We start from the raw sequence: 24,533 nt of genomic DNA on the forward strand, positions 1-24,533 counted from the left end.
GGACCGGTGACCGCCACCCTCGTCGCCAAGGGCCTCTCCGGAGGCTATGCGCACCGCACCCTGTTCGACGGACTCGACCTGACGGTCGCCCCCGGGGACGTGGTGGGCGTCGTGGGGGCGAACGGAGCCGGCAAGTCGACTCTCCTGCGCATCCTCGCGAGCGAGACGGCTCCACTCGAGGGCTCCGTCGTTCTCTCGCCGGGCGACGCCTTCGTCGGCTGGCTGCCGCAGGAGCACGAGCGCCGCGAGGGCGAGACCGTCGCCGGCTACATCGCGCGCCGCACCGGCTGCGCCGAGGCCTCCGCCGAGCTCGACACCGCCGCCTCCGCCCTGGCCGATCCCGATCCCGACGGCTCGATCGCCGACCGCTACGCCCTCGCGCTCGACCGCTGGCTCGCGAGCGGCGCGGCCGACCTCGACGAGCGCACCCCGGTCGTCCTGGCCGACCTGGGCCTGTCGCTCGGAGCCGCGGCCGCCTCCTCGACGATGACCTCCCTCTCCGGCGGGCAGGCGGCGCGGGTGGGCCTCGCGGCGCTGCTGCTCTCGCGCTTCGACGTGGTGCTGCTCGACGAGCCGACCAACGACCTCGACCTCGACGGCCTGGAGCGCCTGGAGGCCTTCGTCCGCGGACTCCGCGGCGGCGCGGTCCTCGTGAGCCACGACCGCGAGTTCCTCGCCCGCAGCGTCACCCGCGTGCTCGAGCTCGATCTCGCGCAGGGCACCAACCGGGTCTACGGAGGCGGCTACGACGCGTTCCTGGAGGAGCGCGAGACCGCGCGCCGCCAGCGCCGCGAGAAGTACGAGGACTTCGCCGAGCAGAAGGCCGACCTGGTCTCCCGCGCCCGCACCCAGCGGGAGTGGTCGAGCCAGGGCGTGCGCAACGCGATGAAGAAGGCCCCCGACAACGACAAGATCCGTCGCAAGGCCTCGGCGGAGTCGAGCGAGAAGCAGGCGCAGAAGGTGCGCCAGATGGAGAGCCGGATCGCGCGGCTCGAGGAGGTCGAGGAGCCGCGCAAGGAGTGGCAGCTCGCCTTCACGATCGGCAGCGCCCCGCGCTCGAGCTCGGTCGTCTCGACGCTGAACGGCGCGGTGGCCCGCCGCGGCGCCTTCACGCTCGGGCCGGTGTCGCTCCAGGTCGACGCGGGCGACCGGATCGGCATCACCGGGCCCAACGGCGCCGGCAAGTCGACGCTGCTGTCGCTCCTCCTCGGCCGCGCCGAGCCGGAGGAGGGCGGCGCCTCCCTCGGAGCGAGCGTGGCGATCGGCGAGATCGATCAGGCGCGCGGGATGCTCGCCGCCGAGGTGCCGCTCGCGGACGCGTTCGAGGCGCTGGTGCCCGAGTGGCCGACCGCCGAGGTCCGCACCCTGCTGGCGAAGTTCGGGCTGAAGGCCGACCACGTCGGCCGCCGCGTCGGCGAGCTCTCGCCGGGCGAGCGGACGCGGGCCGCCCTGGCGCTCCTCCAGGCCCGCGGCACGAACCTCCTGGTGCTCGACGAGCCGACCAACCACCTCGACCTCGTCGCCATCGAGCAGCTGGAGGAGGCGCTCGAGGCGTACGAGGGCACCCTGCTGCTGGTCACCCACGACCGGCGGATGCTCGAGACGGTGCAGCTGACGCGGCACTGGCACGTCGAGGCGGGCGTCGTCACGGAGGCGTGACGCCCGCCGCCGCGTCAGTCCACGGAGGCGCGGGCCGCCTCGTCCTCGCGCCAGCCGGCCTCCTTCTGCACGTACTCGTTGTCGGCGAACTCCGCGAAGTCGCTCTCGTCGGTGATCCGGCGCACTTCGAGGCGGTTGCCGGGCACCAGCGGGCAGCGCAGCGCCCACTCGCGGGCCTGCTCCTTGGAGTCGACCCCGATGATCCAGAAGCCGTTGAAGAGCGACTCGGTCGGGCCGTAGGCGCCGTCGACGACGGTCGGCGGCTCGGAGGAGAAGTCGACCACGAAGCCGGAGGAGGCGACGTCGTCGGCCAGGCCGTCGCCCGAGAGCAGCACGCCCGCCTCGATCATCGCCTCGTTGTACTGCCCCATCCGGGTGATGATCTCGTCGAACGGGATCGAGGCGTAGGCCTCCTTCGCCGCATCGGTCGCGCGCATGATCAGCATGTACTTCATCGGGTCTCCCTGGGGTCGGTGCGCGGGGGCGCAGGGCCTACTCTGGTTCATCCGGGGTGCCGGCGGAACGGTGGGTCCCGAGCGTCTGCGCCACGGGGGCGAGCGCGGAGCGACGGACCTTGCCCGCGTCGCTCCGAACGGGCTCGTGCACGATCCGGAGGGCCCGGAGGCGCCGCTCAGCGCCCAGCTCGGCGTTCGCCCGAGCGAGCAGACCGGCCGGGTCCACGCCCGCGTCGCCCACGTCGACGACCGCCTCCACCGCCTGCCCCAGCTCCGTGTCCGGCACGCCGAAGGCGACCGCCCCGCGGACTCCGGGCAGGGCCTCCAGCACCCGCTCGACCTCGGCCGGCCAGACGCTCACTCCGCCCCGGAGGATCAGATCGTCGGCGCGGTCGACCACCCAGAGCCACCCGTCCCCGTCGACGCGGCCGACGTCGCCGAGGGTGTCCCAGCCCTCCTCCGTCCGCCGCGAGCCCGCGCCGAGGTAGCGGTAGGCGGGGGCCTCGCCGCGGTGCAGCCAGATGCGGCCGAGCTCGCCGGTCGGAGCCTCCGTGCCGTCCTCCCGCAGGATGCGCAGGGTCGTCCCGCTGATCGGCCGTCCGACACTGCCCGGGTGCTCCAGCCACTCCCGGCCCGTGATCATCGTCAATCCGTTCGACTCGCTGCCCGCATAGACCTCGACCACCCGCTCCGGGCCGAGCCAGCCGATCAGCGCCCGCTTGTCGGCGGGCGCGCAGGGCGCTCCGAGGTGCAGCACCGTCGCGAGCGAGGACACGTCCGCCCCCGACCGCTCGGGCGCAGCCAGCAGGCGGCGGATCGTGGTCGGGACGAGCAGGGTCCAGGTGACGCGGTGCTCCTCGATCGCCGCGAGGACCCGGGCGGCGTCGAACCGCGGCAGCAGCACCAGGCGCTGCCCGGTCATCAGCCCGCGGAAGGCGTAGGTGAAGGTCGCCGAGTGCATCAGCGGGCCGCTCACCAGCTGCACGCCCTCGCGCGGCAGGAACGGCGCGACCGGCGCGTCCGGATCCAGCAGCGCCGGGCCCGCGGCCAGCACCACCTTCGGCCGCCCCGTGCTGCCGGAGGAGGTGGGCGCCTTCCAGGACGAGGCCCACCGGTCCTCGAGCGAGCCGGCCGGCACCTCCGGCCCGGGCCGCCAGTCGCCCGCGCGCCACGGGACAGCGGAGGAGGAGGGCGCGCCGATGACGAGCGCCGGCCGCGCGATCCGCTCCACCTCGGCGCGCTCCGCCGCCGACAGCCCGGTCGAGACCGGCTGCGGCACGGCGCCCGCCTTCCAGACCGCCGCGCAGACGACGAGCGCGTCCAGCGAGTTCGAGAGCGAGACGGTGACGAGGTCGTCGGTCCGGACGCCGAGATCGCGGTAGGCGCGGGCGAGGCGGGTGCTCTCGCGGTCGAGCTCCCCCGCCGTCAGCGCGCCCTCGTCGGCCACGGCGACGATCCGGTCGGGATCGGCGTCGGCGAGACCGGTGACGATGCGCGAGATCGACCGGCGGGTCACCGGCGGCGCCCGATCGTGTCCAGGCGGCAGGACGGAGTCATCCGGGCACGCCTGCTCGCGCGGATCCCGGCCCGTCCGGAGGAGTTCCTTCTGAGCTCTGAACCGAGCCGTCGAGCACCCGCTCGTAGAACCGCAGATGCGCGGCCGCGACGTCGTCCCAGGAGTGCGAGGCGGCCAGGGCCCGGCCGTCCGGCGAGGGCAGCGTCAGGGCCTCCTCCAGCGCGTCGGCGAAGGAGGCGGGGTCCCGCCCGTAGCGGACCGCGTCCCCGAACACCTCGTGGATCACCGGCAGCTCCCGCGCCACGACCGGCACCCCCGCGGCGAGCGCCTCCATCGCCGCCAGCCCGAACCCCTCCTTCACCGAGACGAAGCCCAGCGCGGAGGCGCCGGCGACGAGCGGAGCGAGCCTCTCCTCCGGAACGGTGCCGAGGATCACCGGAGCGATCCCGAGCTCGGCCGCCCTCCGGTCGAAGGCAGCCCGGTACTCGCGGTAGTCGAACAGGGTCTCGCCGCCGCCGAACACCAGCGCGACGTCGTGGCCGCGCTCGCGCAGCAGAGCCCACGCCTCGAGCAGCTCGATGCTGCCCTTCCGCGGCTCGATGCCGCCGAGGGCGAGGAGGTACGGGCCGAGCTCGGCCCGCCACCCCCCGGTCAGCGGATCGTCGACGGCGGCCGCGAACCGCGCCGCGTCGACACCGTTCGGGATCACGTCGGGCAGCAGCCCCCAGCCGGCGCGCACCTCCTCGGCGACCGCAGCGGACACGCACAGCCGGGTCAGGGGGAGCCGGACGGCGCGGTCGTGGCAGGCGCGCAGCTCCGGGGTGGTGAAGTCGTCCAGGTGGTGGATCGTGCGGATCGGCGCGAGTCCGGCGGCGAGCGCCGCGTTGGCCGAGATGCAGTCCTGCGCGTGGACGACCGGGGCGTCCTCGCCCCGCAGGGCCTCGGCCATCGCGGCGATGGACCGGACGATGCGGGCGCCGACCGGCTCGCCCTCGCGGTGCGGAAAGGGCACCACCCGCACGGTCACGCACGGATCGACGGGGCGGAAGAAGGAGTCGTCGCCGCCCCGGGCGAGCGTGCGCACCGTGACGTCGTGTCCGGCGCGCGCGAGCGCCTCGGCGAGGGCGAGGGTGTGCACCACCCCGCCGCGCGGCCGGGTGGAGTAGGTCAGCAGGCAGATCCGCATCTCAGCTCCGGTAGGCGTGCTCCGCGCGGTCGCGGAGGTGGTGCATCGTGCGGCGGGCGCGGGCGACGGAGCCGGCGACGTCAGCGGAGGCGAGCGCGAGCCCGCCCTTCGCCCAGGTCTTCGCGATGATCTCTCCCGCCGGATCCACGACCTTCGCCTGCCCGAGGAACCGCAGGCCGCCGAGCACGCCGGTCTGGTTCGAGGAGACGAGGTAGACCTGGTTCTCGGCGGCGCGGGCGCAGTCGTAGAGATCGAACAGGTGGGCCTGGCGGTCGTTGCGGATCCGATCGGAGCGGTCGGTCACGCTCGCGGGCCACGCGCTGAGGCAGGCCAGCACCTCCGCGCCGTCGAGGGCCAGCGAGCGCGAGGACTCCGGGAAGGTCTTGTCGAAGTCGATCAGCATCCCCATCCTCCCGATCGGCGAGTCGAAGGCGGCGAAGCCGCGACCCGGCAGGTACGCCTCGGACTCGCCCAGCGGCAGGTGGACCTTGCGGTGCGTGCCGATCACGCGCCCGCCGTGCACGCAGACCGCGGTGTCGTAGCGGACCTCGCGACCGCCCTCGAGCGCGCGCTCCGCGATCCCGAAGCACACAGTGAGATCGCCCGCCAGCTCGGCCACGCGGGCGACCTCCGGCCCATCGAGCTCGAGGCTCGGCGGCAGGTCCGGCCCGGGGTGCTGGAGGTCGAGCAGGTAGCCGCCGAGGGTCGCGTCCGGGAGCACGAGCAGGTCGACCGAGCGCTCGCGGGCGTGAGCGATGATGCCGGCGAGCTTGGCGAGGGTGCGGTCGATGTCGCGACCGAAGTGCGCTGCGACCGCACCCATCACCGTCTTCGTCATGCGAGGAGGCTATCCGGCGAGATCCGGCTCGCGCTCCCGAGCGAAGCGCCCCGCCTCGCGCACTCGCCGGACCTCCTCCGCCAGGTGCCCCGCATCGCGGGCGATCGCCTCGAAGCGGCCGGACCCCCAGGTGTGCAGCCACGGCAGCCCGAGGAACGACAGGCCCGGCACGCTCGTCACTCCGCGCTGTTGGGTGGGATGGCCGGCGCCGTCGAACACGCCGATCTCGACCCAGCGATAGTCGGAGCGGAACCCGACCGCCCAGACGACGCTGCCGATGCGCGCGAGGTCGAGCCCGGTCGCCTCGGACTCCGGCCGCCAGACCGGACGGCAGCGGTCCTCCTCGGGAGCGTCGATGCCGTGCGCCGCGATGTAGCGGTCGATGTCGTCCTTGATCGACTCCGCGACCGAGTCCGCGTAGTCGAGCGACGCCTCCGCCGTGGGGGCGAAGCGCAGCCGGGACCCCTCCACCCCGGCCAGTCGGCCGTAGAGGTGCATCCCGTCGCGGGCGAAGGCGCGCAGGTCGATGTCCCGCCCGCCCCCGCGCCCCGTCACGTAGTGGTTGGTCGACTCCCGCTTGGTGAGCCCGCCGACCTGCGCGTGGACGGGCACGTCGTACACGCCCATGTCCTGGAGCCAGGCGACGCAGTCGCGGCCCCGGTAGAAGCGCGCCACCCGCGGCGCGCTGCCGAGGGCGAGGTGGACCTCGCGCCCGGCGAGGAAGAGGTCCTCGGCGATCTGCGCGCCCGACTGCCCGGAGCCGACGACGAGCACGCCGCCGGGCGGGAGCGCCTCCGGCGAGCGGTAGTCGGCGGAGTGGAGCTGCAGCACGTCCGACGGCAGCCGCGCGGCGACGGCGGGGAGGACCGGGCGGTGGTAGCCGCCGGTCGCCACGACGACCTGGTCGGCCGTGATCGCGCCCGCGCTCGTGATCAGCTCGAACCCTCCCCCGGCGCGCTCGCGGAGCCGGCTCACCTCCACGCCCTCGACAACGGGGGCGTCGAAGCTCTGCGCGTAGCGGCGCACCCACCCGTGCACCTCGTCGCGCGTCATGAATCCGTCCGGGTCCGGCCCGTCGTAGGGGTACCCGGGGAGGCGGCACTGCCAGTTCGGCGTGACGAGGGTGAAGGCGTCCCAGCGGCGGTCGATCCAGTCGTGGCCGATGGTCGCGCGCTCGAGCACGACGTGCTCGATGCCGTCGTCGACCAGGTGCCGGCTGATCGAGAGCCCGGCCTGCCCGCCTCCGACCACCGCGACCTCGACGTGGCGCCCGGGCTCGATAGCGGCGCTCACGGCCGCACCCGCTGCCCGGCCGGAGCGGGCGGCTCCATCGCGAGCACCCTGACCGTGCCGCCCTCGAAGCGCTGCGCCGTGCGGAGGATGTCGGACTCCTGCTGCATCGCGGAGGTGCAGGCGAACCCGAACCGCTCCCGCACCCGGTCCGACGCGATGCGCAGCGCCTCACTCGAACGGGCGACGAAGTCCTCGAGCGAGTAGGCGGTCCCGGTCCCGAGGAACTCGTGCACGACCAGGCTCGGCGAGTAGCAGCGCTCCTCCGAGCCGTCCGGCCAGCGGACGTGGAAGGTCATCTCAGGCATGGACGAGTCCTCCGTTCCAGACCCGGTCGATGTCGTAGGCGTCGGGCCGCCGGTCGCGCAGGTGGAACATCCCGCCGCGCATCGCCTCGAAGGCGCCGCGCACGTCGATGTCGGCGACGGCCATGCCTGCTCCGAGCAGCGTCGTCGCGAGCACGTTGCCGCCGGGATCGACGACCTTCGCGTTCCCGACGTAGCGGAGCGAGCCGAAGGTCCCCGACTGGTTCGAGGCGAGCCAGAACACCTGATTGTCGAGGGCGCGGGCGATGTCGAACTGATTGAACCGGTACGTCCAGCGGTCCTCCTGCAGGTTCTCGGCCGTCGCCGTCCGAGCGGCCGGCCACGCCGAGAGCGAGGCGATGATCTCGGCGCCGTCCAGCGCCATCGACCGCGCCGCCTCGGGGAACGCCTTGTCGTAGCAGATCTGCAGGCCCACCCGGCCGACCGGCGTCTCGAAGGTGCCGTAGCCCGGGCCCGGCGAGTACGAGAGGTGCTCGCCCAGCGGCTGGTGCACCTTCCGGTAGCTGCCGTAGACCTGCCCGCCGTCCAGGAGCGCGGCCGCGTTGTAGCGGGTCTCGCCGTCGTCGTCGAGCTCGCAGAAGCCGATCGCCACCACCAGGTCGCCGACGATCTCCTGCACCCGCCGTAGCTCCGGCCCGTCCAGGCGCACCGCCGGCGGGAGGGAGCGGCGGGTGGTGGCGACCGTGTCGCCGTGGTTGCCGAGCGAGGAGAGGTAGCCGCCGATCGCGGCCTCGGGGAGCACCAGGAAGCGCACTCCCCTCTCGCGGGCCTCCTCGGCCAGGGAGGCGATGAGCGCGTAGTTCTGATCCAGGTCGCGGGTGAAGTTCGCCGCGACCGATCCGACGAGGGTCATCGCGATCGCCTACAGGTTGTAGGTGGAGTTGATGATCGCGCCCTTGCGGGCGTAGTGGATGAGCGCGTCCTGCACGTCGAGCGGGTGGCAGGGGATGCAGCCCTCGATCAGGTCCTCCTCGCGGAGGCCGTGGAGCGCCATGCCGAACCGGCAGACGAAGACGCGGTTCCCCTCCTGGATGAAGGTCTCGATGGCGTTGTTGAGGTTCTGCTCGCCGGGGAATCCGGAGTCGCCGACCGTCGGGAAGCCGCGGGTGGCCATCGCGTTGATGGTGCCGGGCCCGTAGAAGTAGAGCGCGGACTCGTAGCCCTTCCGCGCCGCGCGGGTGGCCTGGAGCACTGCGACGAAGCTGACCGAGGACTCGTGGGCGATGCCGTGCACGAGGGTCAGGTACGACTCCCCGGGCTCGGCCTGGTAGTCGGGGAAGACCTTGGTGGAGCCGTAGAGGTTGCTGCCCTTCGGGAGCGCCGGGTGGGCGATCTCGGAGCGCGACATCTCGATGTTGGCGCTGACCTGGTCTTCGATCTCCTGGGAGACGGACATGGTTCCTCCTGGTGTCGGTCCGCCGAAGCGGCGTGCGAGTGCATGGCTCCGGCGGGATGCGCTGAGACGACGCGGGACGACGTCCGCCGGGGTGGAGCAGTGGTGCGGAGTGGAACGCGTCCAGTCAACGGCCGGGATGTTTCGGAGTGGTTTCCACCGGAAGAAGCTCCCGTGACGGCGGATCCGTAACGAGACCGCGTTCCTCCCGTCACGAGGGCGAAACACGAGGCGCCTTGACTGGGGGGTGAGACGACCGCACCGACATCCCGGCCGCCGCTGTGCGCGGCCCGTCCGGCCCGCTCCGCGGTGCCACGAAGGAGTCCTCGTGACCGATCTCCGCAGTCCCTCCCCCGCATCCTCGCCGCCGGCAACCGGTGCGGCGCACCCGGCCGCCGGCCCGCACCCGGTCGGCGGGGCGCACTCCCCGGGCGGGGCGCACTCGACCGGGATCCGCCGCACCGGCCCCTCCGCCCTCCGCACCCGCGTCGACATCGCCCTGCAGGGCATCCGCGTCGAGGCACCGGTGCACCGCGAGGCCGGCGCCGGCCCGAGCGACGACGGGCACGTGATGCTCGGCGGCCTGGGCGCCGCGATCCCGGTGAACCCCGACAGCCCCTACGTGGTGAGCGGGAACCGCCTCCTGCTCGAGGGCGCCGACATCGGCCTGGACGTGACTCCCGTCCGCCGCCCGCGCTTCTACGATCTCGACACCGCCGACGGCGTCTCCTACGAGAAGATCGCCCGGCTGCACGGCCGTGACATCCTCGCGACCACCGTCGTCCAGACCTGCATGCGCTATGACGAGGCGGAGCGCTGCCGCTTCTGCGCGATCGAGGCCTCGCTCGAAGCCGGTGCGACCATCGCGGTCAAGACCCCGGCCCAGCTCGCCGAGGTCGCGGAGGCGGCGGTCCGCCTCGACGGCGTGCGCCAGATGGTGATGACCACCGGCACCTCCAAGGGCCGCGACCGCGGAGCGGCCCACCTCGCGCGCTGCGTCCGCGCGGTGCTCGCGGCGGTCCCCGGGCTGCCGATCCAGGTGCAGTGCGAGCCGCCCTCCGACGTCTCGGCGCTGCAGGCGCTGAAGGACGCGGGCGCCGTCTCGATCGGCATCCACGTGGAGTCGATGGACGACGCGGTGCGGCAGCGCTGGACCCCGGGCAAGGCGCGGGTCAGCCTGGACGAGTACCGCTGGGCGTGGCGCGAGGCAGTGCGGATCTTCGGCCGCAACCAGGTCTCGACCTACCTCCTGGTGGGCCTCGGCGAGGACCCGGACGAGCTGGTCACGAGCGCCCGCGAGCTGATCGGGATGGGGGTCTACCCCTTCGTGGTGCCCTTCCGTCCGCTGCGCGGGACCCTGGCGACCGAGGTCGACCACGTGCTCCCGCCGGCCGGGTCACTGCTGGAGCGGGTCAGCGCCGAGGTCGCCGCGCTCCTGATCGAGGCCGGGATGCTGAGCAGCGGCCAGAGCGCGGGCTGCGCGGCGTGCGGGGCCTGCGGCGTCCTGAAGACGGCCGGCGCCTGATGGTGGAGCTCTCGATCCTCGAGGGTGTTCGGGTCGCGCCTGCGTTCACGGTGGTGCGGGCGGAGGAGCGCGAGCTCGCCGCGCACCGGGCCCTGCGGCGCGAGGTCTTCGTCGCCGAGCAGGGGCTGTTCGCGGGCGACGACCACGACGACGCCGACGACGATCCGCGCTCGGTGGTGCTCGTCGCGGTGGCTCCGGACGGCGCGGTGCTCGGCGGGGTCCGGATCGCGCCTGTCGGCGGCGGACGCGATCTGGGCTGGTGGACCGGCAGCCGCCTGGTGGTGGCGCGCGAGGCGCGGGGCGGCTCCGGGATCGGTGCCGCCCTCGTGCGCGCGGCCTGCGCGGAGGCGGAGGCGCGCGGGGTGCTCCGCTTCGAGGCCTCGGTGCAGCTGCGCAACGAGGTGCTGTTCCGGCGGCTCGGCTGGCGGAGGATCGGCACGAGCACCGTCGCCCGAGTCGAGCACGCCCGGATGCGCTGGCCGGTCGACCGGCTCGACCGGGCGGCCACCGCGGCCAAGGCGGCCCTCGGCGCCCTTCTGGCTCCGCTGGCGGCCGAGGGGGGCCTCGGTGGGGCCGGCTTCGTCGGCGACGACGGAGCACCGGTCCCGGGCAGCGACCTGATCGCCGTCTGCGACGCGATCGTCCCGTCCATGGTGGAGCGCCACCCGGAGTGGGCGGGGTGGTGCTCGGTGCTGGTCAACGTCAACGACCTCACCGCGATGGGCGCGACCGGCATCGGGCTGATGGACGCGATCGGCGCTCGCGACGCGGCCGCCGCCGCGCGCATCGTGAGCGGTCTGCGGGCCGCCTCCGCCGCCTGGGGCGTCCCCGTGCTCGGCGGGCACACCCAGCTCGGAGTGCCGGCGGCCCTGAGCGTCACCGGTCTCGGCCGTACCGCGGCGCCGGTGCCGGGCGCGGCCGCTCCGGGCGACGAGCTCTCGCTGACGGCCGACCTCGGCGGCGGCTGGCGGCCCGGCTTCGCGGGCGCCCAGTGGGACTCGACGTCGTCCCGGCGCGCGGAGGAGCTCCGGGCGATGGCCGCCTCCGTCGGACTCGCGCGGCCGAGGGCGGCGAAGGACGTGAGCATGGCCGGGCTGGTGGGGACGGTCGGCATGCTCGCCGAGGCCAGCGGAGGAGGAGCGGTGATCGACCTCGCGGCGGTCCCCGTCCCCGAGGCGGCCGGCACCGCCGACTGGCTCGGCTGCTTCCCCGGCTTCGCGATGATCACCGCCGACCGGCGGGGGGAGTCGAGGATGGGCACACCCTGGACCGCGACGGCCGCGGTGGGGAGCGTCGTCACGGAGCCGGGCGTGCGGCTGCGCTGGCCGGACGGCGAGGAGACGACGGCGATCGCCGGTGCGGTGACGGGGCTCGGCGCAGCGGGCTGACGGGCCGGGCCGGAGGCGCATCGTCCTCGGCGCGGCCGTGAGACGCAACCCCGCGCAGATCCTCGCCGAGCGGCGGAGACTGGCGGCGGCCCGTTGCTCGACGGGCGCTCATCGACGGAAGGAACGACCCCATGGTGGATCTCGGAGGACTCGCGGACAAGGCGAAGAACGCCGTGAACAGCGACAAGGGCGAGGAGCTGACCGACAAGGGACTCGACAAGGCGGGCGACGCCGCCGACTCCGCGACCGGCGGGAAGTTCGCCGGCCAGGTCGACAAGGCCCAGGAGGCCGGCGACCAGCACGTCGGCAACGACTGACCGCCGGGCGGCCCTTCCGCGCTGTCGCGGAGGGCCGCCCGTCCATCAGTCCCGGTCGCCGAGCCCGCGCAGCAGCGCCCGCACCACGGCGACGGAGCGATCGGCCGCGTCGTCGACGTGCGCCTCGAACTCGCCGGGGGCGCAGAGGTCCGAGATCCCGCGGACCGAGACGAACGGCAGCCCGTGCACGTGCGCCGTCTGCGCGAGGGCGACGGATTCCATGTCGGTGGCGAGCGCGCCGGGGAAGTCGTTCCGCACGCGGTCCACGTGGGCGCTCGAGACGAAGACGTCGCTCGAGACGATCAGGCCGCGGCGCACCGGCGGCCCCTCCAGCAGCTCGAGCTCCGCGGCGAGCGCCGCGTCGTCCCCGGAGTAGCGGGCGGGCATCCCCGGGACCTGCCCGAGCGCGTAGCCGAACGCCCGCGCATCGGCGTCGGTCTGCACGTACTCGGCGCCGATCACGACCTCGCCCACGCGGACGTCGGCGCCCAGGCCGCCGGCGGTCCCCGCGCTCACCACGAGCGGCCGGGAGCCGCCCTCCTGCAGGATCGCTGCGGTGAGACCGCCGGCCGCGTTGACGAGGCCGATGCCGGTGCGGACGAGCAGCACCGCGCGGGAGTCGAGCTCGAGCTCCCACTGCAGCGCGTTGCCGACGGCGCGCGGCTCGGAGGCGCTGGACGCGGCGGCGAGGAACGGCGCGGCCTCCTCGTCCATCGCGACCAGGACGATCGCCGTGCTCACGCGGTGACCGTCTCCCACTCCGAGCGGTGCGCGAGGAACGTGCGCGCCGCCTCCTGCGCCCCCTCGAGGGAGTGGTTGGCGCCCCAGCCGCACTGGGTCTCGTTGGCGGCCGGGACCTCGTCGGCCTCGGTGATGTCCTGGAGCGTCGCCTCGACCAGGCCGAGCACCTCGGAGAGCTCGGGCTCGCCCGAGAGGAGCAGGTAGAAGCCGGTCTGGCAGCCCATCGGCGAGAAGTCGATCACGCGGTCGGAGTGGTTGCGGGACTTCTCGGCGAACAGGTGCTCGAGCGAGTGCACGGTGGGCATTTCGAGGTGCCCGCGGTTGGGCTGGGTGAAGCGCACGTCGTACTTGACGAGGTGGTCGCCTCCGGGCAGCGTCTTCGCGTCGGCGAGGCGCACGTACGGCGCTGCGACGGTGCGGTGGTCGAGGTTGAACGACTCGACGTTCATGCGCGGCTGATCCACGGTGGTCTCCTTCGCTGGGGGTCCCTCCATTGTCCTCCGCTCCGCGGAGCGGAGGCGGACCCCGGCGGATCCGGCTGCTTCTTCTCCGGGGCTGCGCCCGGATGCGAAGAGCTCCTCGCCGGCCACGACGAGGTACGCCGTGTCGAGCGCGATGATCACCAGGACCGCCCTGAACAGGCGCGCGGAGACCGTGCGGTCGTCCAGCGGGACCCCGCCGCCCAGACCCGCACGGAGGCGTGGAGCACCCCGGACAGCACCAGCGCGACGAGCGCCGTCACGCCGAGCACACTGTCCGGAACGACCACCGCCACCACCTCCTCCGTCGACGGGTCGAGCATGCCGTCGCGCCCGACGCGGCGGGGACCCGGGCCCCTGAGCGGTGGAGAACGGGCCGCTTCGATCCCTGGGGAGGAGCCTCGGCCGCTCCTCAGAACAGGTCCGAGAAGCCCATCGCGACGAGGTTCGCGTGCGAGGTCCGCAGGCAGTCGAGCGCGCTCCGCCCGTAGCGCTCGTCCTGCTCGACGAGGAGGTGGTCGACGCCGAGCGCGAGGCTCGTCCCGATGATCCCCGGGAAGTCGAGGTTTCCCTCCCCCACCTCGGCGAACTGCACGTTCGAGGTGAAGGCGTGCACGGACCACCCGCCGGACATGTCGGCGGGCGGCCCGACCCGGTAGTCCTTCAGGTGCACCAGGGCGACGCGCTCCCCGTACCGGCGCAGCGTCGTCACGGGATCGAGCCCGCCCCGCTGCACCCAGTGCACGTCGAGCTCGAGCCCCAGCAGCGGAGCCCGCTCGGCGACGACGTCGAGCAGGAGGCGGCCGCCGTGCCGCGCGAACTCGTGGTGGTGGTTGTGGAGCAGCAGCCGCAGCCCGTCGTCGCGGAGCCTCGCCGCGGCGGCCTGGCAGCGGTCGGCGAAGTCGAGCAGAGCGGCCGGCGAGGCCGCCGCGGAGGCGGGCAGCATGCCGATCCGGACCGTGCGCGTGCCGAGCGCGCGGGCGTCGGAGACGATCCCGGCGAGCCCGCCCTCGAGCGCGGCGCCCGGGGAGTCCCCCGGTGCCAGGCCCGCCGAGATCGCCGCGATCTCGACGCCGAGCTCGTCCCGCGCCCGCTGCAGCTCGGCCACGGTGGCCGCCGTCAGCGGGATCTGCGAGATCTCCACCGACCGGTAGCCGATCGCTCGGACCTCCCGGAGCGTCGCGAAGGCGCCCGCCGAGGCGAACGCGTCCTTCAGCATCATCGCCTGCACGCCGATCCTGGTCACGGCAGTCCTCCCGGTCGCGGTGGGGGCCGGCGTCTCCGCGGCCCGGAACGCCCCCGACGGTAGAGGCGCGCCTCCGATCTTGTCAATCGGTTGCCAATACGCGTATGGTCGTGGCACGGCGGCGCTCCTGCCCGCCGGTTCCCGACGACGAGAACGAGGCACGCACCGTGACCACCGCACCCGCGAACCCCGCACCCTGGACCCTCTCCGGCTTCGGCGACGAGATCGACCCCGACCCGGTCGTCCAGGTCGCCGTCCTCCGAGCGCTCGGCGCGCACAGCATCGAGGTGCGCAGCGCCTGGGGCCGGAACGTCGTCGACCTCGACGACGAGCGCCTCGCCCGCCTGGCCGCCGTGCTCGAGCGCGGCGGCCAGTCCGTCTCGGCCGTCGCCTCGCCCATCGGCAAGGTCGACGTCGCCCTCGACCCCGAGCTCGAGGTGGCGCGCCTCGACCGCGTCATCCGCGCCGCGCACGCCCTCGGCACACCGAGCATCCGCGTCTTCTCGTTCTACCGGGGCGAGGGAGTGCCGGTCGAGAGCATCCGCGACGACGTCCTGCTGCGCATGCGCATGCTCGCCGATCGCGCCGAGCGCGAGGGCGTGATGCTGCTGCACGAGAACGAGAAGGACATCTACGGCGACGTCCCCGAGCGGATCCTCGACCTGGTCGAGTCCGTCGGCTCGCCCGCCCTGCGCCTCGCCTGGGACAACGCGAACTTCGTGCAGTGCGGGGTACGGCCCTTCGACGACGGCTGGACGGCGCTGCGGCCCTACGTCGACTACCTGCAGGTGAAGGACGCGGTGGCCGCGACCGGCACCGTGGTGCCCGCCGGCGAGGGCGACGGCCAGCTGCGCGAGACGCTCACCGCCCTGCGCGACGACGGCTGGACGGGCGTCGCCTCGCTGGAGCCGCACCTCGCGATCACGGACGCCCTCGGCGGATTCTCCGGCCCCGAGTCGTTCGGAGTGGCCGCTCGGGCCTTCCGGGGGCTCGCCTCCTCGCTCGGGATCGACCTGCGATGACCGTCCGCGCGGCGGTGATCGGCTGCGGCGACATCTCCTCCGTCCACCTCGCGGCGATCGGCACCGCACCCGGCGCGGAGCTGGTGGCGGTCTGCGACACCGACCCGGGCCGGCTCGCCGCGGCCGCCGAGAGGCACGCGGTGCCGGGCTTCCCCGAGGCGGTCCGGATGCTCGACTCCGTCCGCCCCGACGTCGTGCACGTCTGCACTCCGCACAGCACGCACGCCGCGCTGGCGGTCGCGGCCCTGGACCGCGGCGTCGCGGTGCTCCTCGAGAAGCCGCTCGCCTCCTCCGTCGCCGAGGGCGAGCAGGTGATCGCCGCGGCCGAGCGGGGCGGGGCGCGCATCGGCGTCTGCTTCCAGAACCGCTACAACCCGCCCGTGCAGCGCCTCCGCGAGCTGCTGGCGTCCGGCTCCCTGGGTGCCGTGACAGGTGCGGCCGCGACCGTGCTCTGGCACCGCGCTCCCGGCTACTACCTCGACCGCCCCTGGCGCGGGATGCGGGCCGAGGGCGGCGGCGGGATGCTGATGAACCAGGCGATCCACACCGTCGACCTCCTGCAGTGGCTCCTCGGCGAGGTGGTCGCGGTGAGTGGCTCCGCCTCCACGCGCCTGCTGCCGATCGAGGTCGAGGACACCGCCGACCTGGTGCTCACCCACGCCTCCGGCGCGCGCAGCGTCCTCTACGCGACCGTGGCGAACGCGTGGGACGAGCCGGTCGAGCTCCGCCTGCGCACCGAGCGCGCCATCGTCTCGCTGCGCGGTGCCCTCACCGTGCGGCGCGACGACGGATCCGTCGAGGTCGTCCCGGACACGGAGCGCCGATCCGGCGGGCGCTCGTACTGGGGCGCCTCGCACGAGCTGCTCGTGCACGACTTCTACGCCCGCCTCGGCGAGGACGAGCCCTTCTGGATCTCGCCCCGCGAGGCGGCGAGGTCGCTCGCGATCGTCCAGGCCGCCTACGCCCCGAGCGCGCCCGCGCGGATCCCCCACTCCACCCCGAACGAAGGACTCCTTCCATGACCACCGTCCGCCTCGGCATCATCGGATTCGGCGCCCAGGGCTCCTCCTACGCCCGCTTCCTCGCCGACGGCAGAGTGCGCGACCTCGTCGTCACCGCCGTCGCCGACGTCGACCCCGCCCGGGAGGCGGCGGCCGCCGCGCTCGCACCCGGAGCGTCCTTCCACGCCGACCACCGCTCCCTCCTCGCGAGCGGGGAGGTCGACGCCGTCGTCGTCTGCACTCCGCACTACCTCCACCCCGGGATCGGCATCGACGCTCTCGAGCACGGGCTGCACGTGCTGGTCGACAAGCCGGCGGGCGTCTACGCCGCGCAGGTCGCGGAGCTGAACGAGGCCGCCGCCGCCCGTCCCGGTCAGCGCTTCGCGATCATGTTCAACCAGCGGGCGAACCCGCTCTACCGCCGGCTCAAGGAGGTCGTCGACGAGGGCGGGATCGGCCGGATCCTGCGCTCGAACTGGATCATCACGACCTGGTGGCGGCCGCAGGCCTACTTCGACCAGAGCGCGTGGCGCGCGACCTGGGGAGGCGAGGGCGGAGGCGTCCTGGTCAACCAGGCGCCCCACCAGCTCGACCTGTGGCAGTGGCTGTGCGGAGTGCCGGAGTCGGTGGTCGCCAAGGCCGGCTACGGGCGGTGCCGCGACATCGCGGTGGAGGACGAGGTGACGGTGCTCGCCGACTTCGGCGGGGGCACGACCGGCGTGCTGGTCACCACGACGCACGACCCGATCGGCACCGACCGCCTCGAGATCATCGGCGACCGCGGCCGGATCGTCGTCGACGACTCCCGGGTCGCGACGATCACCCGGCTGAACGCCCCCGAGCGCGAGGTCAGCGCCGCCCTCAGCGCCGAGGACGTGGGCCTCCTGCTCAGCGGTCGCTACGACACCGCGGGCCTCTCCACGACGGAGCGGATCGAGTCGGCGTCGGTCTGGGGCGAGCAGCACACGGCCGTCCTGCAGGACTTCGCGGACAGCATCCTGCACGGCACGCCGCTGCTCGCACCCGGGGCGGAGGGGATCCTCGGGGTCCGGCTCGCCAACGCCATCCACTACTCGAGCTGGACGGGACGCGAGGTACCGCTCGACCTCGACGAGGGCGTGTTCCTGGCGGCGCTCAACGAGCGCATCCGCGAGGAGGGGGCCTTCCCGGAGCGGAGCTGACGGGGCGGAGCCGCGCGGACCCGCGCTGGAGGGGCCGGAGCGGTGGGCGGCCGACCGGCGACGGCGGCCTCCCGGAGCGCGGGCTCCCCGATCCGGCCCGACCCGGACGCGAGCGACGGGCCGGGCGGGCTTCTCGGCCCTGTGGCAGCATGGGCGGCGGACGGCGCCCCGTCCGCCGCCGTGCCCCTCGAGAGAAGACCGCGATCGTGCCCAGCGAAGACGCGCCCACCGGCCCCTCCGCCGCGAGACGCCGCGGCCGCTCCGCGACGACGATCTACGACGTCGCCCGACTCGCCGGCGTCGCCCCCTCCACCGTCTCCCGCGGGCTGAGCACGCCCGGACGGCTGAACGCCGCGACCGAGCAGCGGATCCGCGCCGCCGCGAAGGAGCTGGGCTACCGGCTCAACCCGATGGCGCGCGCGCTGCCGACGGGCCGCACCTCGACCCTCGGGCTGCTGGTGGCCGACATCACCAACCCGGCCTTCTTCCCCGCCGTGCGCGGAGCGGAGCGGGCGGCGTCGCTCCGCGGCTTCACGATGATCCTCGCCGAGTCGCAGGAGTCCGGGGAGCGCGAGGCCGAGGCGGCCGACCGCATCGCCGCCTCCACCGACGGGCTCGTCCTCGTCAGCACCCGCCTCAGCGACGAGGAGATCATCGCGCTGGCCGGGCGCATCCCGGTCGTCGTCCTCAACCGCGTGGTCCCCGGCGTCGCGGGGATCGTGCCCGATCTCGCCCCCGGGATCGACGCCGCGCTCGACCACCTCGCGGCCCTCGGCCACCGCTCCCTCGCCTTCATCGCCGGTCCGCCCGACTCGTGGATGAGCGCCGCGCGATGGGAGCTCCTCCTCGACCGCGCTCCGCAGCGGGGCATGACGGTCGTCGAGATCGGGCCGGGCGTCTCGACCCTCGAGGGCGGGAGGAGCGCGCTCGCGAGGGTGACCGCCTCCGGCGTCGGCGCGGTGATCGCCTACAACGACCTGGTCGCCATCGGACTGATGCGCGCGGCTCAGGAGTCGGGCGTCGCGATCCCGGAGCAGCTCAGCATCATCGGCTTCGACGACATCTTCGGGAGCGACTTCACCTCGCCGCCGCTGTCGACCATCAGCGCACCGCTGGGCCGGATGGGCGAGCGGGCGGTCCGCCGGGTGCTCGGCGACGAGGAGCCTCCGGAGCGGGCCGACGACCTGCCGACGGAGTTCGTCCCGCGCGCCTCGACGGGGCCTCGCCGCGACTCCTGACCCCGGTCCGCGCCCGGCGCGCCATCCGGTGCGACACCTCTGGCAATCGGTTGACACTCCTCGGCACCCATACTTGGATGGCCCCGTGCCGACGAAGCTGCTGAACGATCCCGACCGACTCCTGCCGATCGACCCGACGACCCGGGCGATCGCCCGCGATCTCCACGCGAGCGTCGCCGACCTGCCGATCCTCTCCCCGCACGGGCACGTGGATCCGCGCCTCCTGCTCGAGGACCGCCCCTTCGCCGACGCATCCGAGCTCTTCCTCCGGCACGATCACTACGTCACCCGGCTGCTCCACTCCGCCGGGATCGACCTCGGCGATCTCGGCATCCCCGGAGGCGAGCGCCTCGCCGGCCCGGAGGAGGTGTGGCGCACGTTCTGCGCGCACTGGCGGATCTTCGCGGGAACCGCCTCGGGCTACTGGCTCCAGTCGATCCTCGCCGAGCAGTTCGGCATCACCGAGCAGCCCGACGCCTCCAGCGCCGACGCCCTCTTCGCGGCGATCGGGGCCCGGCTGTCGTCCGCCGCCTTCCGCCCGCGCGCGCTCTTCGAGCGGTTCGGGATCGAGGTGCTGGCGACGACCGACGATCCGCTGGACGACCTGGCCGTCCACCGGGCTCTGGCGGAGGATCCGGCGTTCCCGGGCCGCGTGCTGCCGACCTTCCGCCCCGACGCCTACCTCGATCCCTCCGCCCCCGGCTGGCCCGAGCGCGTCGCCGCCCTGGCCGCCGCCACCGGAACGAAGGAGTCCAGCTTCCCCGGATTCCTCGAGGCCCTCCGCGCCCGGCGCCGGCACTTCCTCGACCACGGCGCCGTCTCCGCCGACCACGGAGTGCTGGAGCCGCTGACCGTCGACCTCGACCCCGCCGAGGCGCAGTCCCTCTTCGCCCGCGCCCGCGCCGGCACGATCGACGCCGAGGGCAGCCGCGTCCTCGCCGCCCACCTGCTGCTGCAGTCCGCCCGCATGAGCGTCGACGACGGCCTGGTGATGACCGTCCACGCCGGCGTGCTGCGCAACCACGATCGGCCGACCTTCGAGCGCTTCGGTCCCGACACCGGCCACGACATCCCCGTCGCGACCCGGTTCGCCGAGCCCCTCCGCCCGCTGCTGCAGGAGCTCGGCAACGCACCGGGCTTCCACCTCGTCCTCTTCGGGATCGACGAGAGCACCCACTCGCGCGAGCTCGCTCCCCTCGCCGGCTACTACCCGTCGGTGTTCCTCGGAGCGCCGTGGTGGTTCCTCGACGCGCCCGACGCGGTGCTGCGCTTCCGCGCCGCCGTGACGGAGACCGCCGGCTTCTCGCGGAGCTCCGGCTTCATCGACGACACCCGCGCGTTCCTCTCCATCCCGGCCCGTCACGACATGGCTCGGAGGCTGGACGCCGCGTTCCTCGCGCGCCTGGTCGCCGAGGGGCGGATCGACTCCGAGACGGCGAGCGCCGTCATCCTGGACCTCGTCGACGCACAGCCGCGGAAGGTCTTCAAGCTGTGAGCGGGCACGGCGGAGGAGGCGGTTTCGATCGCGCGTCCGCGGGCCTGCCGGCGGCTCCCGTCCGCATCGTCCACCTCGGCCTCGGCGCCTTCCACCGAGCGCATCAGGCCTGGTACACGCACGCCGTCGACGACGACCACGAGTGGGGCATCGCCGCATTCACCGGCCGGAGCCCCCGCGCGGCCGAGGAGCTCGCCGCGCAGGACGGCCTGTTCACGCTGATCGAGCGCGGACCGGAGGGCGACTCGGCGACGGTCGTGGGCAGCATCGTCGAGGCGGTCGACGGCGCGGACGTCGCGCGTCTCGTCGAGCTCGTCGCGGCTCCAGGGACGGCGATCGTCACGCTGACGATCACGGAGGCCGGGTACCGTCTCGCCGCGGACGGCGGCCCCGACCTGCACGACCCCGCCGTCCGGAGCGACCTCGACGCCCTCCGATCGGGAGGAGCGCCGGCGACCGCACTCGGCCGCCTCCTCCTCGGCCTCGCGGCCCGGCGCGACGCGGGCTCCGGCCCGCTCGCCGTCGTCCCCTGCGACAACCTCTCCGGCAACGGCCCTCTCGTGCGCCGTGGACTGCTCCTGCTCGCCGAGCGGCTCGACCCGTCGCTCGCCGACTGGATCGACCGCACCGTCTCGTTCGTGTCGACCTCCGTCGACCGGATCACCCCGGCGACCACGGCGGCGGACCGGGAGGCGGCGGCCGAGCTCACCGGCATCAGCGACGCCGCGTCCGTCGTGACCGAGCCTTTCCGCGACTGGGTCCTCTGCGGCGGCTTCCCCGCCGGCCGGCCCGCCTGGGAGCGCGCCGGAGCCCGCTTCGTGGACGACATCGAGCCCTTCGAGCGGCGCAAGCTGCGACTCCTCAACGGCGCGCACACGCTCCTCGCCGCCACCGGCCGCCGGCGGGGCCGCGCCACCGTCGCGGAGGCGATCGCCGACCCCGCCTGCCGGAGCGCCGTCGAGGCGTTCTGGGCGGAGGCGGCGGCCGGCCTCCCCGCCGGTCTCGACGCGGACGCCTACTGCGCCGCCCTCCTCGAGCGCTTCGGCAACCCCCGGATCGAGCACCGGCTCGAGCAGATCGGCGCCGACGCGACCGCCAAGCTCCGCATCCGGATCGTGCCCGTGCTCCTCGCCGAGCGCGCGGGCGGACACGGCGGAGCCGCCTCCCTCCGTGCCGTCGCCGACTGGATCGCACTGCTGCTCCAGGGCGACCGCCTGCCCGACGCGCAGCGCCCCGCCCTCGACCGCGCCCTCGGCTCCGCCCGGCCCCTCGAGGCGCTGCTGCGGCTCGTCGACCCGCGCCTCGTCGACGACCCGGCCCTCGTCGCCGCGGTCGCCGCTCAGGCGGCCTAGACCTCCACCCCGCCTCTCCGCGCGGTGCCTTCCGGCACCGTCGGCAACCGATTGCCACCTTCGCACCGTCTCGATGCGGCGCGGATCCCCGACGGGTCCGCGCCCGGGTAAAGGAGCCCGCATGACCCCCCGCACCACCGCGCCCGGAGCGCCCGCCGCTGAGAAGCTCTCCAAGCTGAGCATCGTGGGCTACGGCGCCGGCGACACGGCGAACAACCTCGCCTTCACCACCGCCACGATGTTCCTGCTCGTCTACTACACCGACGTCGCCGGGATCTCCGCGGCCGCGGCGGGCACGCTGCTGCTCGTCGTGCGGATCTTCGACGCGTTCGCCGACGTCTTCGCCGGCCGGGTCGTGGACCGCACCTACAGCAGGCGCTTCGGCAAGTTCCGGCCCTTCCTGATGTTCGGGTCGGTCCCGCTCCTGCTGCTCTCGGCCGCGACCTTCTCCGTCCCGCAGATCGGCGAGAGCGGAACCCTGCTCTACGCCTACCTGAGCTATGCCGCGCTCGGCCTCGCCTACAGCCTCGTCAACATCCCCTACGGCTCGCTCGCCGGAGCGATGACGCAGATCGGCACCGAGCGCGCGAAGCTCGCCAGCGCCCGCGCCATCGGCGGCGCGATCGTGGGGGCCGGGCTCGGCACCTTCATGGCCCCGCTGGTCGTCCCCGGCGCCGATCTGCAGTCGCTCTTCTCGATCGTCACGCTGAGCTTCGTCGTCGTCGGCTCCGCGCTCTACCTCTTCACGATCCTGACCGCGAAGGAGCGCGTCCAGCGCGACGTCGCGCACGTCACGTTCCGTCAGAGCATGACGACCCTCCGCTCCAACCGGCCGCTGCTCTTCCTCTGCCTCAGCTCGTTCCTGTTCCTCACCGGGACGCTCGCGCTCCAGACCGTGCAGCTCTACTACCTGCGCGACGTGCTCGGATCGGTCCAGCTCTACGCCGCGATGTCGCTGATCCAGCTCGCCCTGACCTTCGGCCTGGCCGCCCTCGTCCCGACGATCGTGCGGCGGTTCGGCAAGCGCAACGCCTACATGGCCGGAGTCGGGGTCCTGATCAGCGGCGGAACGGTCGTCTTCCTCGCCCCGGGCGACGCGGTGGCGGTCGGCTTCGGCGGACTGGTCCTCGCCTACGTCGGCATCCAGCTCGTCAACATGCTCGTCTGGGCGATCGAGGCGGACACCGTCGAGTACGGGGAGTGGAAGACCGGCATCCGCTCCGAGGGCACGATCTACGCCCTGTTCTCCTTCACCCGCAAGACCGGCCAGGCGGTCGGAGGCGCCCTCGCCGCGTACGCGCTGGCCTGGGGCGGCTACGTGGCCGGGGCCGCGGAGCAGAGCGAGCACGCCGAGTGGGGCATCCGCGCCGCCGCCGGCCTCATCCCGGCCGTCGCCGCCCTGCTCGCGGTGCTGATCATGGCGTTCTACCCGCTGACCGACCGCCGGCACGCGCAGATCGTCGCCGAGATCGCCGAGCGCCGCGAGAGCACGGGGCAGGCCGCGCCCGTGGCGCCCGGCCTCTCGACCGCCGCGTTCTCGATGGACCGCGCTCCCGGCCGGAACCCCTGACCCGATCCCCCACCACGAAAGGCACCCCATGAAGATCGACAAGGCCGAGGTCGTCGTCACCAGTCCCGACCGCAACTTCGTCACCCTCAAGCTCACGACCGACGACGGGCTGACCGGCCTCGGCGACGCGACCCTCAACGGCCGCGAGCTCGCCGTGGTCTCCTATCTCGCCGACCACGTCGTGCCGCTGCTCCTCGGCCGTGACGCCTCGCGCATCGAGGACACCTGGCAGTTCCTCTACCGGTCGTCCTACTGGCGCCGCGGGCCGGTCACGATGGCGGCGATCGCGGCGGTCGACACCGCCCTCTGGGACATCAAGGGCAAGGCCGCGGGCATGCCGCTCTACCAGCTGCTCGGAGGCGCGTCCCGCACCGGCCTGCTCGCCTACGGCCACGCGTCCGGGCGGACGGACGCGGAGCTGTTCGACAGCATCCGCGAGCACCAGGAGCAGGGGTACCGCGCGATCCGCGTGCAGACCGCGGTGCCGGGACTGACCTCGATCTACGGCATCGCCTCCAACGCCGTCCTCGAGGGCAACGCCGGTGTGCGCTACGACCACGAGCCGGCGCAGCGCGGCGGCCTGCCGACCGAGGAGGACTGGGACACCCGCGCCTACCTGCGCCACGTCCCCCGCGTCTTCGAGGCCGTCCGCAACGAGTTCGGGCCGGGGCTCCCCCTCCTCCACGACGGCCACCACCGGATGACACCGATCCAGGCCGCGGCCCTCGGCAAGTCCCTCGAGCCGTACGACCTCTTCTGGCTCGAGGACTGCACGCCCGCCGAGAACCAGGAGGCCCTCCGCCTCGTCCGGCAGCACACCACGACGCCCCTGGCGATCGGCGAGGTCTTCAACACCGTCTGGGACTACCAGCTCCTCATCCGCGAGCAGCTGATCGACTACATCCGCAGCGCGGTCACGCACACCGGAGGCGTCTCCCACCTCCGGAGGATCCTCGACCACGCCGCGCAGTACCAGATCAAGTCCGGGATGCACGGACCCACCGACGTCTCCCCGGTGGGAATGGCGGCCGCGATGCACCTGGGCCTGGCGATCCACAACTTCGGGATCCAGGAGTACATGAAGCACGGCGAGCGGACCGACAGCGTCTTCCAGCAGTCGTTCACCTGGAGCGAGGGACGGCTGCACCCGGGCGACGCCCCCGGTCTGGGCGTCGAGCTCGACGTCGACGCCGCCGGGAAGTACCCCTACGTGCGCGCGTACCTGCCCTTCAACCGCCTCGCCGACGGCACCGTCCACGACTGGTGACCTGCCCGGCGATCCCGGCCCGTCGAGGGAGCCACGGCCAGCGGGCCC

Annotated in this window: 23 protein-coding genes; 12 read left to right on the forward strand and 11 right to left on the reverse strand. The window is 73.8% G+C overall.

The genetic code is table 11. The features are described 5' to 3' along the window. The first annotated feature begins 6 nt into the window (after positions 1-6). Complete coding sequence (locus C5C50_RS07830) at positions 7-1,659, forward strand: ABC-F family ATP-binding cassette domain-containing protein (RefSeq protein ID WP_104261419.1); 1,653 nt, start codon at positions 7-9, stop codon at positions 1,657-1,659. Between the two features lie 14 nt (positions 1,660-1,673). Here the strand turns inward: C5C50_RS07830 and C5C50_RS07835 are convergent, their stop codons facing one another. The 8 genes from C5C50_RS07835 to C5C50_RS07870 are packed head-to-tail and all read right to left on the reverse strand — an operon-like array spanning position 1,674 to position 8,666. Further along, positions 1,674-2,114 carry a YciI family protein gene (locus tag C5C50_RS07835; RefSeq protein ID WP_104273219.1) on the reverse strand — a complete coding sequence of 147 codons (441 nt, stop codon included), beginning with the start codon at positions 2,112-2,114 and terminating at the stop codon, positions 1,674-1,676. 37 nt (positions 2,115-2,151) lie between these two features. Then, positions 2,152-3,630, reverse strand: coding sequence for an AMP-binding protein (locus C5C50_RS07840; protein WP_104273220.1), 1,479 nt, complete (start codon positions 3,628-3,630; stop codon positions 2,152-2,154). A gap of 37 nt (positions 3,631-3,667) precedes the next feature. Continuing rightward, positions 3,668-4,816 (reverse strand): MSMEG_0565 family glycosyltransferase, encoded by a 1,149-nt coding sequence (locus C5C50_RS07845; protein ID WP_104273221.1) that lies wholly within the window; start codon positions 4,814-4,816, stop codon positions 3,668-3,670. A gap of 1 nt (position 4,817) precedes the next feature. After that, on the reverse strand, positions 4,818-5,654 hold the full coding sequence (locus C5C50_RS07850; protein WP_104273222.1) for a carbon-nitrogen hydrolase family protein: 837 nt from the start codon (positions 5,652-5,654) through the stop codon (positions 4,818-4,820). Positions 5,655-5,663: 9 nt separating this feature from the next. After that, positions 5,664-6,947 (reverse strand): MSMEG_0569 family flavin-dependent oxidoreductase, encoded by a 1,284-nt coding sequence (locus C5C50_RS07855; RefSeq protein ID WP_219814087.1) that lies wholly within the window; start codon positions 6,945-6,947, stop codon positions 5,664-5,666. Then, the gene (locus C5C50_RS07860) at positions 6,944-7,252 is read right to left on the reverse strand and encodes an MSMEG_0570 family nitrogen starvation response protein (RefSeq protein WP_104222634.1); all 309 of its coding nucleotides are present in this window, start codon (positions 7,250-7,252) and stop codon (positions 6,944-6,946) included. The genes C5C50_RS07855 and C5C50_RS07860 overlap by 4 nt, the downstream gene beginning before the upstream one ends. After that, positions 7,245-8,123 carry a carbon-nitrogen hydrolase family protein gene (locus C5C50_RS07865; protein ID WP_104222635.1) on the reverse strand — a complete coding sequence of 293 codons (879 nt, stop codon included), beginning with the start codon at positions 8,121-8,123 and terminating at the stop codon, positions 7,245-7,247. Before C5C50_RS07865 ends, C5C50_RS07860 begins: the two co-directional genes overlap by 8 nt. Positions 8,124-8,132: 9 nt before the next feature. Beyond that, positions 8,133-8,666: an MSMEG_0572/Sll0783 family nitrogen starvation response protein gene (locus C5C50_RS07870; RefSeq protein ID WP_104222636.1), complete on the reverse strand. Its 534-nt coding sequence runs from the start codon at positions 8,664-8,666 to the stop codon at positions 8,133-8,135. Positions 8,667-8,991: 325 nt separating this feature from the next. Here C5C50_RS07870 and C5C50_RS07875 point away from each other — a divergent pair, with 325 nt between their 5' ends. The 3 genes from C5C50_RS07875 (at position 8,992) to C5C50_RS07885 (ending at position 11,893) form a co-directional block, all read left to right on the forward strand. Further along, entirely contained in the window at positions 8,992-10,188 is a 1,197-nt protein-coding gene (locus C5C50_RS07875; protein ID WP_258059779.1) for an MSMEG_0568 family radical SAM protein, read from the forward strand. Further along, the gene (locus C5C50_RS07880; protein ID WP_104250269.1) at positions 10,188-11,576 is read left to right on the forward strand and encodes an MSMEG_0567/sll0787 family protein; all 1,389 of its coding nucleotides are present in this window, start codon (positions 10,188-10,190) and stop codon (positions 11,574-11,576) included. The genes C5C50_RS07875 and C5C50_RS07880 overlap by 1 nt, the downstream gene beginning before the upstream one ends. A 131-nt stretch (positions 11,577-11,707) precedes the next feature. Further along, positions 11,708-11,893: an antitoxin gene (locus C5C50_RS07885; protein WP_104222638.1), complete on the forward strand. Its 186-nt coding sequence runs from the start codon at positions 11,708-11,710 to the stop codon at positions 11,891-11,893. A 45-nt stretch (positions 11,894-11,938) separates the two neighbouring features. Here the strand turns inward: C5C50_RS07885 and mtnN are convergent, their stop codons facing one another. The 3 genes from mtnN to C5C50_RS07905 all read right to left on the reverse strand — a co-directional run bounded on the left by mtnN (position 11,939) and on the right by C5C50_RS07905 (position 14,359). Continuing rightward, complete coding sequence (mtnN, locus tag C5C50_RS07890; RefSeq protein ID WP_258063331.1) at positions 11,939-12,634, reverse strand: 5'-methylthioadenosine/S-adenosylhomocysteine nucleosidase; 696 nt, start codon at positions 12,632-12,634, stop codon at positions 11,939-11,941. After that, positions 12,631-13,083: an S-ribosylhomocysteine lyase gene (locus tag C5C50_RS07895; protein WP_104222722.1), complete on the reverse strand. Its 453-nt coding sequence runs from the start codon at positions 13,081-13,083 to the stop codon at positions 12,631-12,633. The genes mtnN and C5C50_RS07895 overlap by 4 nt, the downstream gene beginning before the upstream one ends. A gap of 442 nt (positions 13,084-13,525) precedes the next feature. Beyond that, positions 13,526-14,359 carry a sugar phosphate isomerase/epimerase gene (locus tag C5C50_RS07905; RefSeq protein ID WP_258065779.1) on the reverse strand — a complete coding sequence of 278 codons (834 nt, stop codon included), beginning with the start codon at positions 14,357-14,359 and terminating at the stop codon, positions 13,526-13,528. A 167-nt stretch (positions 14,360-14,526) separates the two neighbouring features. Between C5C50_RS07905 and C5C50_RS07910 the strand changes: the two genes are divergently transcribed. From C5C50_RS07910 to manD, 8 genes are all read left to right on the forward strand, one after another. Then, the gene (locus C5C50_RS07910; RefSeq protein WP_258065778.1) at positions 14,527-15,381 is read left to right on the forward strand and encodes a sugar phosphate isomerase/epimerase; all 855 of its coding nucleotides are present in this window, start codon (positions 14,527-14,529) and stop codon (positions 15,379-15,381) included. Then, a complete protein-coding gene (locus C5C50_RS07915) occupies positions 15,378-16,403 on the forward strand; it encodes a Gfo/Idh/MocA family protein (RefSeq protein WP_104262590.1) in 1,026 nt (341 codons plus the stop codon). The genes C5C50_RS07910 and C5C50_RS07915 overlap by 4 nt, the downstream gene beginning before the upstream one ends. Then, positions 16,400-17,563 (forward strand): Gfo/Idh/MocA family protein, encoded by a 1,164-nt coding sequence (locus tag C5C50_RS07920; RefSeq protein WP_104261422.1) that lies wholly within the window; start codon positions 16,400-16,402, stop codon positions 17,561-17,563. The genes C5C50_RS07915 and C5C50_RS07920 overlap by 4 nt, the downstream gene beginning before the upstream one ends. Positions 17,564-17,769: 206 nt before the next feature. Next, positions 17,770-18,801 (forward strand): LacI family DNA-binding transcriptional regulator, encoded by a 1,032-nt coding sequence (locus C5C50_RS07925; RefSeq protein WP_159940282.1) that lies wholly within the window; start codon positions 17,770-17,772, stop codon positions 18,799-18,801. 85 nt (positions 18,802-18,886) lie between these two features. Further along, positions 18,887-20,296, forward strand: a complete 1,410-nt coding sequence (gene uxaC, locus C5C50_RS07930; RefSeq protein WP_104262589.1) for a glucuronate isomerase — start codon at positions 18,887-18,889, stop codon at positions 20,294-20,296. Then, positions 20,293-21,648, forward strand: a complete 1,356-nt coding sequence (locus C5C50_RS07935) for a mannitol dehydrogenase family protein (protein ID WP_258067706.1) — start codon at positions 20,293-20,295, stop codon at positions 21,646-21,648. The genes uxaC and C5C50_RS07935 overlap by 4 nt, the downstream gene beginning before the upstream one ends. Positions 21,649-21,769: 121 nt before the next feature. Further along, the gene (uidB, locus tag C5C50_RS07940) at positions 21,770-23,218 is read left to right on the forward strand and encodes a glucuronide transporter (protein WP_104262588.1); all 1,449 of its coding nucleotides are present in this window, start codon (positions 21,770-21,772) and stop codon (positions 23,216-23,218) included. A gap of 28 nt (positions 23,219-23,246) precedes the next feature. Further along, positions 23,247-24,485: a D-mannonate dehydratase ManD gene (manD, locus tag C5C50_RS07945; RefSeq protein ID WP_104222646.1), complete on the forward strand. Its 1,239-nt coding sequence runs from the start codon at positions 23,247-23,249 to the stop codon at positions 24,483-24,485. The last annotated feature ends 48 nt before the right edge of the window (positions 24,486-24,533 follow it).

Origin of the sequence: Rathayibacter sp. AY1D9, from assembly GCF_002932395.1 — a bacterium.
Taxonomy (GTDB): domain Bacteria; phylum Actinomycetota; class Actinomycetes; order Actinomycetales; family Microbacteriaceae; genus Rathayibacter.